The organism is Methanolobus sp. (assembly GCF_016278365.1).
Classification (GTDB): Archaea; Halobacteriota; Methanosarcinia; order Methanosarcinales; family Methanosarcinaceae; genus Methanolobus.
Genome location: NZ_JADQBZ010000007.1, coordinates 82,539 through 93,954, shown reverse-complemented (window position 1 = coordinate 93,954; position 11,416 = coordinate 82,539). Strand labels below are relative to the sequence as shown.

The window sequence follows — 11,416 nt, the reverse complement described above, 5'->3', positions numbered from 1 at the left end:
CATCGCAGAGATCTTCGATATCCGGTAGGTGCTTCAGTTGAACATGTCGTAGGACGTGTCCTCTCCGGATATCAATTGCCAGCATCAGGCACCTGATTCCGTCCTGGATTAGATCTTCAAAGTTATGCCCATTAAAAATCTATTTTAATTTCTATATAGGTATATATCTATTAATAGGCCTACTAAAAAGACTGGTGTAATCTCTATATATTATTTCTGCAATACTATAGAATAATCACAAAGAGGGATAACATGATGAAATTTAAGACCTGGACTAAAAGAAGTGATTTTGGATACATTAGCTCTGCCGTAGTTATGAACAATGATGAAGATGCTGACTATATGCCTATTCTCCGCGGAGTGATCAATACCCGCTGCAACTATGATGGTTCCAAGATTGAAGGCAGTATGGAAGATTAAATCTCTTATGTTCAATCGTTCATCCGGTTAACATCACTCCAAAAACAACCATAATATCTTATCAACAACCGTTTAGTACCCTTTTTTCATTTTTGAATTTATTATAGGTCAGCCAACTCTTTCCCTGGTATCGACCATAATACCCTGGCCTGTTATGTTGTATGCCATCATCTTTTTTGGCGGGATGGTCGCTTTCATCTTTGGGATGTTGATATACCTGCTGATCTTGTCGGAGAAATACTCTATTCTGAACTGGATTATGCCGTCCACCATGGACCTAACCACCTTTTCGGCGCGTTCCGGGAGAATCCCCATGTCAGATGCCAGTACGAAGGTAGTATTTGTGTCCCTGCTGATGGTAATAAGGGAATTAAGGGCTTGTGTCATACTTTGCAGTTCCTCATGGATGAACAGTGATGAGAAACTGTCGATTATGCAGATGTCAGTATCTGTCATAGTGCATAAAGGCATGTTATCCTTTCCGAAAAGAGTGCATAACTTGCGTCTGTTATAGCACAGGTCAAGCAACACAAAAGGGTCTGTGAAGTTACCCATGACCGTCAGGTTTTCCAGGCCCGTCCCCAGACCAAGAAATGATAGCTGCTCTCTTACATCTTTTTCCGAGCTTTTGGTTGATATATAATAAACAGTCTTTCCGGTTTTCAGAGCTTCGGAAGTTATATTCCGGAAGAAGATGGTCTTTGCATCCCCAATATCCTCCTCGACCAGCAACACTACATGCTGGGGCACATCCGATAATCCGAAGTTCGTCAATACCATTGATTCCCTTAAAGTAATCATTGTTTAAATGGTTTTGGAACAAACTAAAAAAATAAATAAACTATAGGGTACTATATATATTATGTTAATAAAGTATATCATTTGGTATCTGCTTTTTCTCTTTGATGGCTGGTAAGGATATGAACACTTTCCTGCGGGATACCCGCGGAGTCTCAGTGATATTTGCAACGCTACTATTGATACTGATCACTATTATCGCTGCTTCCGGCGTAGCTTTCATGGTATCCACCATGCAAAAGGATGCAATGGACCGCGAAAGCCACCAGGCAGCTGTGAAGAGCGAAGAGCTCAGGATCGTCTCCATCAAGCCTTCAGGCAACGGAACTGCGTGGCAGTCCATAGACATGACCGTGCTCAACCTCAATACCGCTAACTCCTACATTTCTTCCATCAAGCTCAATGACGCTTACTTCCTGAACTTCAAGGCCTACGATGCTTCCGGAAATCATGATGTTTACCGCGATTATCCGGCAGTCTATCATGCAAAGAACAGGGTCATGATACCCGCCACCAAGGCCAAGACCATTCACCTCAACTTTTCCGATATCGTGGTAACAGGCTCAGAGGCCATACCCGCCACCACAGGCTGGACCAACAACAGTGAGAATTATACCTATCGCCTGAAAATGCATCCCTGGAAAGCTTATTCCGGGGAGTTTTTCACTTATAAAGTGGTTGACATAAATAATTCCACTGTATGCCATCAAGGGGCCAACTTCACCATCTTTAACGAAACCCAGACCATCACCTTCTTCGGGAATGATTCGGGAGGCAGCCTTTCAAATACAACAAATTATGATATATCCTATACTGTTGATTTCAGATCCTACTTTGGGGTGCCACCCCTGGAAAAAGAGCCTTTGCAGATAGAGCTGATAACTTCTTACATTAATATCTTCAAGGGGCTGTTCACTCCTCCCATGCCGGTGGCTAATGTCCAGTTCAGGGTGGAGTATATAATGGATACGAACGGCACCCAGTCTCCTCGCAGTTACATGATACTGGATGCTTCTGACTCCAGGGACAACGATGGGTTCATCACCAGCTACAAATGGGCCTTGTGGAACGATAATGGAAATGAGGTTCTCTATGACTATAACCTCTCAGGTATGGTTGTCAGGCCGATGATAGATCCTTATAATCACCAGAATGTGACCATCGACCTTATGGTCACCGACGACAGGGGGATGACTGCAAAGCTCAGCCAGGTCTCGGGCAACCTTACAGTCCTTTCATAACTATTATAAAAGAGGTTGCAATAAATGTCCGAAAAAAGAAAGATTCAGCTGACAGGTGGGTCTACCTATATTGTGTCGCTCCCTATCTTGTGGGTTCGGCAGAGTGGACTATCTCCGGGGGACACCGTTTCCCTTTCTGTAAGGTCTGACCGTTCGCTTACTGTCACTGCGGAGATGCCTGCTGAGGAAAAGATATGTCGCTCTGTCATAGAAATATATCTCTCCGGTGATCAGGAAGATGATTTCAGGATGCTTGTGTCAAATTATCTTATGGGCTATGACATAATGAAAATAGTTTCCCCAAACGGTTTTACGGCATCTGAAAGGAAGTTCATGAGAGATGCTGCTCGCAAGCGCCTGATAGGCATTGAGATAGTTGAGGAAACGGGGACCGAACTTGTACTGCAGAGCCTTCTGAATTACCAGGAGATCACTATCCTCAAGTCCATGAGTAGCATGGACCGGATAATCTCTTCTATGCTTGAGGATGCGTTGATTTCCTTGGAGGAACATGACCTTGAGCTGGCAAATGATGTCATCCGGAGGGATGATGATGTGGACAGGTTCTACCTGCTGACTGTAAGGCAGTTAAGAGCAGCCCTTGATGATCCCTTCATGGCACAGAAGATAGGCATTGTCCGGTCAAAGGACTGTCTGGGTTATCGGATCGTTACAAAAAGCATGGAGCACATAGGTGATCATGTTCAGAGGATTGCCACCAATGTATTGGAGATGGATTGTCCTGTGGACCGCAACGATGAGATCTTCAGGATTGGCAGGGTGGCACAGGCTTTGTTCAGGGATTCAGTAGAGGCAATGTCAGGAAAGGACCCTCAGTTTGCAAACACAATAATAAAGAACTCAAAGAAGCTATCCAATATGGCTGCCCTTATCTGCAGAAGGGAATGCGGCCAGGACAGCAGTACAGGGGAGCACAAGAGGAATGTCCTTGAGAGCCTTCAACGCATCGCGGAATACAGTGCTGATATTGCTGAGATCTCTATCAATATGGGCTCAAAGGAACTGAAGGATATGCCTCTATAAAAGGCCCCCTTTAAAGCATCCCTACATATTCAAACAAGCTCACCCTGGCCCAGATGACCATCATGTTGTTGATCACCAGCAACAGGCCAAGAAGGCTGATGCCTGTCTTTGAGAATGTCCACAGGAGTGGGGAAACTGGCCCGGTGGATGAATTGATCGTACGGTAGGCCCAGAATACGACTCCAAGTATTGCAATCTTCACAATTACAAGTGACCACATCCCGAATTCTGTCATAAGGCTTGCAAGGAGTCCGTTCTGTTCAAATCCGAACCCATTCTCTATTGCATGAAAGGTTGTCAGGAAATCACCGATGATGTACAGCAGGATGATGTATCTTATATCGTAGAGGAATTTGCCTATCTCTGATCTATTCAAGTGATTGGGACTAATATTTTCCGGGAGCATAATCAATGGATTAAATGCTCATTTATATCATTAACATGTATGTCATTTTAAAAATAATGTTCATATAATAAAAATGAAGCATACAAAACCAGCATACATCTACATGTTCAGAACGGAAACTGAAAAAGGAACTAATCACAGTTACATATGTAGTAACTGGGATAGTAACTGGGAAAAAGAGGTCAAAAGCCGAGATCAGAGTTTCAGCTTTGACATCCTGTCCACTGCTTCATTCATCCTTGGCACGGTCTGGGTAAGTGCAAAGCGTATATATCCTTCACCATACTGGCCAAAACCGGCCCCCGGGGTTGCTACAATGCCTGCTTTTTCAAGAAGCAGTTTGGAGAATCCCATGGAATCGTATCCTTCAGGCACAGGTGCCCACACGTAGAAAGTTGCCTTTGGTGGTTTCACATCAATGCCTATTTCACTGAGCCCTTTGAGCAGTACATCCCTTCTTTCGGTATAGATATTGTTCATGTCAGCAACGCATTGCTGGGAACTTGACAGTGCTGTAATACCTGCCCTCTGGATAGCATCGAATGCTCCTGAATCGATATTTGATTTAACCTTCCCGAAACCAGCTATAAGGTCTTTGTTGCCGACGGCAAACCCAAGGCGCCATCCGGTCATGTTGTAGGTCTTTGACATTGAATAGAGCTCGATGCCGACATCCATCGCACCGTCAACGCTCAGGAAGCTAGGGGACTGGTAACCGTCATAGACCATCTCGGAGTAAGCGTTGTCATGGACAACCACAATGTTGTGCTCGCGGGCAAACTGTACGACCTCCTCGAAGAACTTTTGGTCAGCAGTTGCAGATGTAGGGTTGTTCGGGTAATTGATGAACATCAGTTTTGCCTTGCTGCGAGCATCTTTGGGTATCGCTTCAAGGTCCGGCAGGAAGTCATTTTCATCAAGGAGTGGCATAATATGTTCTTTCCCTCCAGCGAACTGTGTGCCTATCTTATACACAGGGTAACCAGGATCCGGACAGAGTACGACATCCCCTGGATTGATGAAGGCCAGGGGGACATGCGCCACCCCTTCCTTTGAGCCTATGAGTGTAAGCGTTTCAGTAGCCGGGTCGATATCAAGTCCCCTGCTCTGTTTACACCAGTCGGCGGCGGCTTTCCTGAATTCGATCATTCCGGTATAGGATGGATACTGGTGTGTGGAAGGGTCGCGAACAGCTTCGCACATGGATTCCACAATGTGTGCGGGGGTTGGCTGGTCAGGGTCACCCACTCCAAGATCGATCACATCCACACCTTTTGCTATGATCTTTGCCTTTGCTTCATCGATGGTTGCAAACAAGTAGGGGGGCAGTCTGTTGATCCTGTCAGAATACATTTACTCACCTTGTATTTGATTTTTAAGAAATAACGCAATTAACACCTTCCCTATTACTGGCTACATATTTAAAAACATGGTCATGGGTAGATTGGGCCACAATTCTTGTGGATTAACGAAATCTATTAATAAAGATAATATAAATATAAAGCATATAAAATTGATACAGGTGTTTTCCATATATTCTGAAGAACTGGCTTCACTAAGAAAAAGGGAAAAAGAACTGGAGTGCATATACAATATCTCCTCTCTTTTTGATCTGCACATTCCCCTGCAGTCCTTACTCAAGGGAATTGCACAGCGTATGCCATCAGCCTGCCAGTTCTCTGAGATTGCTGCAGCTCGTATTACTATGGATAACGACACCTTCCAGACAGATAACTTCAAAGAAACCCCCTGGAAGATCTCAACGGATATAGTAGTCCATGGAATAGTAAAAGGAAGTTTGCTTGTGGTCTATCTTGAAGAGCGACCTGTTCTTGATATCGGGCCGTTCCTCAATGAAGAGAAAAGATTGATGGATGCTATCATCGCCCGTCTTGGCAAGGTTGTCGAGAGAAAGGTCCTGGAAGAAGCTTTACTTGAATCTGAGAAAAGACACAGGGTAATATTTGAGTCATCTCCTCTTGGTATATTCATTGATCACAAAGGTATTATTACTCACTGTAACAGAAGTTTTTTAAAGATATTCCGGGTCCCCCGGGATGAGGTTATTGGAGCTGCGATAACTGATTTTGTGAACGATGAGCGGCTTGAGAAGGTGCTCCTGAGATCTGATAAGGATATCTTTCCTTATTATGAGAGTGAATATCCTGCGCAGATAGCAGGTGACCAGCTGTACCTGAGATCCTATTACGTTCCACACCGGCTTCTTGGCAATGCAATTGACAGCGGGGTTTGCCTGATCGCCGATATCACTAAAAATAAGCAGTCTGAAGATGCACTGCAGCAACAGAAGGAATTACTTACCAGCACTTTCAATGCTCTCCAGGATCTTATTGTTGTAGTCGATCGTGACCTGCGGGTAGTTACAAGTAACTGGAAAAACGAGAATATAGAATGCACTCCGGAAAATGAGGAGCATCCGCATTGCTATAACTGCTTTATGCACCGGGATGCCCCGTGTGATCCATGTTATGTAAAAGAGGTGTTCTCATCTGGTAATGTTGCCGAGGTTGAGCAAACTAGTGAGCTCGACGGGAAAGTCCGGGAATATCGTGCATTTCCGGTTTTCGATAAGAATAACAACATTATCATGGCAGTAGAACACATTCGTGATATTACTGAGCGTAAAAGGACTGAAAAAGCCCTGAAAATGTCAACAGAAGAGCTTGAAAAAGCCTATGAGGATCTCAAGTCCCTTGATAAGCTCAAGGATGAGTTCCTCTCCAATCTCAGGCATGAGCTCAACACGCCCCTTACAACCATCAGAGGGTTCAGTGAGCTGCTCCAGGAGGGCACATTCGGTCCTTTGAACCCGGAGCAATTACGTGCTATGGAGAAAGTTGTCAGCAAGTCAAAGCGCCTTCATAACCTGATCGACTCTCTCCTGTTTGCCAGTTCTTCTCAGGGAGGCAGGGTACGGTATAAGTTCGAGAAGATCCTCCTGTCAGATTCCCTGTTGTCTGCGGTAGGTGAGTTATCGGAACAGGCTAAGGAGAAAAATATCTTTATAGAGGATGATTTCTCTTCGAGCAAACTCTTCACTTACGGGGATTCGGATTATCTTCCAAGGGCCTTTGCCAACATTATGGACAATGCTATAAAGTTCACTCATAAGCAGGGAAAGATAAGCTTGTCAGCATACCGTGAAAATGGTGACGTCCATGTCGTGCTCAAAGATACTGGCATCGGAATCTCAAAAGATGATATGCCAAAGCTTTTCCAGAAATTCTACCAGATTGACAGTTCCTCTACAAGGAGTTACGGGGGCAATGGCCTTGGCTTATATATAACCAAAGTGATCGTTGAGGACCATGGCGGTAAGATCTGGCTTGAAAGTGACGAGGGGGCCGGGACAAAAGTGCACGTTACTCTCCCGGCCGCTGATTAATTAGTCTATTTCATTTTTCAGCCATTTCAAGTTCAGAATTGTTATCTTTTGACAGGTCAATGTCCATCAGATCGGAACTTTGTGGCAAACTAAGGTAGAAATCATATGTATTGTCGATCTCCACAGTACCATTGATAATATTATACTCGAGGATATGACCTCCGGCATCTTTGCTGTCTGTTATGAAATGCAGATGATATTCAGGTACATTGACGCCGTTCATGTAGGAGGGCAGCCAGAAACCGACAATTGTTCCTTCTACATTGGTAAGCTCGAAAGTAGGCTGGTTCTTTGTAACTTCTGTTAACCGGGGGTATGGTTGTGTCTGCCTGGGAACGCTGCGCGTTTTCATATATTCGAATGTTCCTGTTATCTTTACAGCATACATAATGTTTCTGTTGGGCATCAGTTCTTCAAGGTATCTTTCTACCTGCTCTTTGTCCATAGGTTCGCTGATGACCCCTGTCTCATCGGCTTCGAAGAAAGTGACAGCAGCAAAAGGAGTTGTCATGGAATCATTGGTCAGGTATGCAACCCCGTCGTCTTTAACCTGGTATACCTCTCCATCCAGAACTATCATTTCCCCGTCAAGAGCCGTAAAGGTCCCGATCCCGAAATCTCCTCTGCTTTTAAGGGCTTCCAGACTGGTATCACCATCATAGAATCCTTCAAGAAGAGCATTGATGGTAGATACCTGGTAAAGAGTATCGCTGTTATATGCAAGGTCTGTCATGATATCTCCTGACCCCTGGAAATAACTCTCAGCGGCAATATTGTCCGGGTCTTCAGTGTTCGGGTCTTCTGCATTCAGACAACCTGGTATCATCACACTTATGATTATCAGGAATGCTATGATCATTAATCTCGAAATTCTCATTATATCACCTTTTAAAAGCAAGTATACTGTAGTTATAAAAATGCCAGGTGCAGTTTCTGAGAAGCAGGTATGACATATCCAATGTATACGAACTCTCAGTACGGTAATCAGTTGATACTAGTGTATCATTGTTAGGTTCTGATCATCGGGATTCTAAAATGGAAACTTTCTGCAGGGCTAATTCTTAGCCTGCAGTTTCGCTGATTATATTTTCCAGGTTGAGCAGGATTAACAGCCTGTCATCTAGTTTACCCACTCCTTTGAGATATTCGGCATTGATACTTCGGCTTATTACTTCAGGGGTGGGGTCCACGCTTGACGCAAGCAGCCGGATTACCTCGCTTACAGAGTCGACGACCATTCCAACAATAGTGCCTTCAACATCAGCAACTATTATCCTGGATTCCTCAGTGATCTCTTTTGAAGGGAGCCCGAACCGTTTATCAAGGTCCATTACCACAATTATCTTCCCACGCAGGTTAATGACGCCTTTTATGTAGTCAGGAGACTTGGGAATACGGGTGATCTCAGGCAGCCGAATTATTTCCTGCACTTTCATGATATCCACACTGAATTCCTCTGTTCCCAGACTAAAGACGACAAGCTGAAGCATATCGTTCGAACTGCTTTCCTGATATTGATGTATATCATTTGCCATGTTGACCTCAATTAATTGGATGGACTTTCACGTAAAACTTATACTCGTATATGTGTGGGAAATATATAATATTATCTCATATACAAATCCAAAGGTAATTCTTCCTTTTATTGAAATCATATATTTCCAAATCTCCGGGCAGAGTTTCCCTGAATGGCTTTACCGGAAAAAAGACTGAATCAGCAATATCGATCTGGTTTCCACTCTTGCATTATAGATGGCACATCATCGGGAAACATTTACTAAACAAGATGATATTGGCAACTAAGAAACGATAAACTGAAGTATATAAATTGATCTTACGTTAATTCTCTCTTCAGAATCTTATGTGCAATATTTAGCTGCTTGAATTTCTCAGTGTCCCCCGTTGGCATATCCGGGTGCAGTTCTTTTGACATCAGCTTGTATTTTTTATCAATGATCCCAAAATCAGTCTCGTCATGGTCGCAGTCAAAAAACTCTCGCGCCTCTTTTCGTCTGTCATAAACATCTGAATCTTCTTTAAACTCAGAAATAAAATCTGACAACGTGATTTCCTCCGAAATGACCCTATTTGCTTCGATCTCAATTACCTTGGATAGAACATACAGGTTTTCTACATATTTATTTTGCATATTATGGCTGTAATGCATTCGATGATTCGATATCCACCAGGTTGCAGAAGCTTTGGATTTTTTTATCGCCATACGCTCAAGAGGAATATCAATATCATTTTCGTTAACACCGATCTTTCTCAAAGTAGTAATAATATTATTCCTAAATTGAACAGCCCTTCTGTTACTAGCATCCTTAACAACTATTAAACCAATCTCATGCCCTTTTAATTTTATCATTTGATCCACTCATTTTCGCTTTTGAAGGCTTCATAAGGTTATGCTCCTTTATATAACTATATACATAGACAAGAACCTCCTTGATGAGTTCAAATCATCCCCGGGTAAAAAACATCCGGGAAGGCTGGAATGGTAAAACCGATTCTTATTTATGTATTCAAGCCATACCACGCTACAAAATTAAGGTCACTTCTAATATTATATTTAGGCTAACTGAGGATTTACATGAGCAATATTTTACGCAGGGGACGTCTGTCCTCCAGTCCTGATGAAGATATTTTGAATTTTACTTCTTCTATGTCTGCTGATAAATGGATATTCGAAGCAGATATACTGGTTGACCTGGCTCATACGGTCATGTTGAAAGAGCAGGGTATAATCAAAGCAGATGACTGCAGTAAGATCCTTAAGGGCCTCCTGGCTGTGAAGGAAGATGGGATTGAGAAGCTGGATCACTCTTATGAGGACATCCATATCTCACTTGAATCCAGGCTCATCGACCTTGTAGGCGAGGAAACCGGAGGCAGGATGCATTCTGGACGCTCCCGCAACGATGAGGTTGCAACATGCATCCGTATAAGGCTCAGGGATGAATTGCTCTCGATCATGGAGGAGCTTGCAGGGCTCCGCTCCGCTCTTCTTAACAGGGCATCGGTGCACACAGAGACACTGATGCCGGGTTTTACTCACCTGCAGCATGCTCAGCCAACAACATTTGCCCATCACCTGCTTGCCCATGAGGGTGCGTTAGCAAGGGACAGTGATCGTGTGACAGACGCTTTTACACGGGTCAATAAAAGTCCTCTAGGTGCGGCTGCCTTTGCTTCCACAGGCTTTGACCTTAACCGTGAGAGAACAGCTTCGCTTCTGGGGTTTGGGAGCCTTCTGGAAAACTCCATGGATGCCGTAAGCAGCCGTGATTTCCTAATCGAAACGGCATCTGCGTTTGCAAACATAATGGTAAACCTAAGCAGGATGGCTGAAGAACTCGTTATATGGTCAACCCCTGAGTTTGGGTTCGTTGAGCTGCACGATAGTTATTCTTCTACTTCATCAATAATGCCCCAGAAAAAGAACCCGGACACTGCCGAGCTCATCCGCGGTAAGGTTGGAACGGTCATAGGCTCGCTCATGGCACTACTGACCATCTGCAAGGCTCTTCCTTTAAGCTATAATCGTGACCTGCAGGAAGCTACACCGAATATGTGGCGCTCAGTGGAAGCCACAAGAAGTGCTGTAAGGATAATGACAGGCATTATCGGCTCAATGAAAGTGAACACCGACGCCATGGCCACACAATCAACAGCCGGATTCACAACTGCTACCGAGCTTGCTGATACGATGGTCCGGGCGACCGGTATTCCATTCAGGACCGCGCACCAGATAGTGGGTGTGCTTGCACGTGGTACAGGCATCCCAACTCTAAAAGAGATAGATGCCGTATCAAGCGACATTCTAGGTGCCGGGTTAAGTGAGCGTGGCCTGACCGAAGAGATGGTAAAGGATGCCCTTGACCCTGTATCTAATATAAGGAGACGCAGGATCATAGGAGGTCCCTCTCCCGATGAGACGGGGAGAGCTATAAGCATGCATATTGGGGAGCTTGAGGAAGTACGTTACAGGATCAATGTACTGAATGGCAGCATCGAAAACTCCCTGAAAGAACTGTTCGACACAGTCGAAAAGTGCATGGAAGGCAACTGAAGATAATATCTTATAACTTTGCGTCAGGG

The 11,416-nt window shown here is 44.2% G+C and carries 11 protein-coding genes; 5 read left to right on the top strand and 6 right to left on the bottom strand.

The window, feature by feature from the left end; translation table 11 throughout:
• Window positions 1-252: 252 nt before the first annotated feature.
• Window positions 253-420, top strand: a complete 168-nt coding sequence (locus tag QZZ22_RS07930) for a hypothetical protein (RefSeq protein WP_292463898.1) — start codon at window positions 253-255, stop codon at window positions 418-420.
• A gap of 108 nt (window positions 421-528) precedes the next feature.
• On the opposite strand, the gene QZZ22_RS07925 is transcribed toward QZZ22_RS07930, so the two are convergent.
• Complete coding sequence (locus QZZ22_RS07925; RefSeq protein WP_292463896.1) at window positions 529-1,200, bottom strand: RAD55 family ATPase; 672 nt, start codon at window positions 1,198-1,200, stop codon at window positions 529-531.
• A 125-nt stretch (window positions 1,201-1,325) separates the two neighbouring features.
• Between QZZ22_RS07925 and QZZ22_RS07920 the strand changes: the two genes are divergently transcribed.
• Complete coding sequence (locus tag QZZ22_RS07920; RefSeq protein WP_292463895.1) at window positions 1,326-2,459, top strand: hypothetical protein; 1,134 nt, start codon at window positions 1,326-1,328, stop codon at window positions 2,457-2,459.
• Window positions 2,460-2,483: 24 nt separating this feature from the next.
• Window positions 2,484-3,503: a phosphate uptake regulator PhoU gene (locus tag QZZ22_RS07915; protein ID WP_292463894.1), complete on the top strand. Its 1,020-nt coding sequence runs from the start codon at window positions 2,484-2,486 to the stop codon at window positions 3,501-3,503.
• Window positions 3,504-3,513: 10 nt separating this feature from the next.
• Here the strand turns inward: QZZ22_RS07915 and QZZ22_RS07910 are convergent, their stop codons facing one another.
• Together QZZ22_RS07910 and QZZ22_RS07905 are read right to left on the bottom strand one after the other, a co-directional pair.
• The gene (locus QZZ22_RS07910) at window positions 3,514-3,879 is read right to left on the bottom strand and encodes a hypothetical protein (RefSeq protein WP_292463893.1); all 366 of its coding nucleotides are present in this window, start codon (window positions 3,877-3,879) and stop codon (window positions 3,514-3,516) included.
• 225 nt (window positions 3,880-4,104) lie between these two features.
• A complete protein-coding gene (locus QZZ22_RS07905; protein WP_292463892.1) occupies window positions 4,105-5,262 on the bottom strand; it encodes an LL-diaminopimelate aminotransferase in 1,158 nt (385 codons plus the stop codon).
• A gap of 169 nt (window positions 5,263-5,431) precedes the next feature.
• Here QZZ22_RS07905 and QZZ22_RS07900 point away from each other — a divergent pair, with 169 nt between their 5' ends.
• Entirely contained in the window at window positions 5,432-7,315 is a 1,884-nt protein-coding gene (locus QZZ22_RS07900) for an ATP-binding protein (protein WP_292463891.1), read from the top strand.
• A 10-nt stretch (window positions 7,316-7,325) separates the two neighbouring features.
• Here the strand turns inward: QZZ22_RS07900 and budA are convergent, their stop codons facing one another.
• The 3 genes from budA to QZZ22_RS07885 all read right to left on the bottom strand — a co-directional run bounded on the left by budA (window position 7,326) and on the right by QZZ22_RS07885 (window position 9,683).
• Entirely contained in the window at window positions 7,326-8,192 is an 867-nt protein-coding gene (budA, locus tag QZZ22_RS07895; protein WP_292463890.1) for an acetolactate decarboxylase, read from the bottom strand.
• Between the two features lie 184 nt (window positions 8,193-8,376).
• Window positions 8,377-8,850 carry a chemotaxis protein CheW gene (locus tag QZZ22_RS07890; RefSeq protein ID WP_292463889.1) on the bottom strand — a complete coding sequence of 158 codons (474 nt, stop codon included), beginning with the start codon at window positions 8,848-8,850 and terminating at the stop codon, window positions 8,377-8,379.
• 299 nt (window positions 8,851-9,149) lie between these two features.
• The gene (locus tag QZZ22_RS07885; RefSeq protein ID WP_292463888.1) at window positions 9,150-9,683 is read right to left on the bottom strand and encodes a J domain-containing protein; all 534 of its coding nucleotides are present in this window, start codon (window positions 9,681-9,683) and stop codon (window positions 9,150-9,152) included.
• Between the two features lie 225 nt (window positions 9,684-9,908).
• Between QZZ22_RS07885 and argH the strand changes: the two genes are divergently transcribed.
• Window positions 9,909-11,387 (top strand): argininosuccinate lyase, encoded by a 1,479-nt coding sequence (argH, locus tag QZZ22_RS07880; RefSeq protein WP_292463887.1) that lies wholly within the window; start codon window positions 9,909-9,911, stop codon window positions 11,385-11,387.
• Window positions 11,388-11,416: the final 29 nt, after the last annotated feature.

What these genes read in the sequence shown, in the direction of transcription:
- QZZ22_RS07930 (WP_292463898.1), top strand. Translation starts at nt 253, where the DNA reads ATGATGAAATTTAAGACCTGGACTAAAAGAAGTGATTTTGGATACATT.
- QZZ22_RS07920 (WP_292463895.1), top strand. Translation starts at nt 1,326, where the DNA reads ATGGCTGGTAAGGATATGAACACTTTCCTGCGGGATACCCGCGGAGTC.
- QZZ22_RS07925 (WP_292463896.1), bottom strand. Translation starts at nt 1,200, where the DNA reads ATGGTATTGACGAACTTCGGATTATCGGATGTGCCCCAGCATGTAGTG.
- QZZ22_RS07915 (WP_292463894.1), top strand. Translation starts at nt 2,484, where the DNA reads ATGTCCGAAAAAAGAAAGATTCAGCTGACAGGTGGGTCTACCTATATT.
- QZZ22_RS07885 (WP_292463888.1), bottom strand. Translation starts at nt 9,683, where the DNA reads ATGATAAAATTAAAAGGGCATGAGATTGGTTTAATAGTTGTTAAGGAT.
- argH (WP_292463887.1), top strand. Translation starts at nt 9,909, where the DNA reads ATGAGCAATATTTTACGCAGGGGACGTCTGTCCTCCAGTCCTGATGAA.
- QZZ22_RS07905 (WP_292463892.1), bottom strand. Translation starts at nt 5,262, where the DNA reads ATGTATTCTGACAGGATCAACAGACTGCCCCCCTACTTGTTTGCAACC.
- budA (WP_292463890.1), bottom strand. Translation starts at nt 8,192, where the DNA reads ATGAGAATTTCGAGATTAATGATCATAGCATTCCTGATAATCATAAGT.
- QZZ22_RS07890 (WP_292463889.1), bottom strand. Translation starts at nt 8,850, where the DNA reads ATGGCAAATGATATACATCAATATCAGGAAAGCAGTTCGAACGATATG.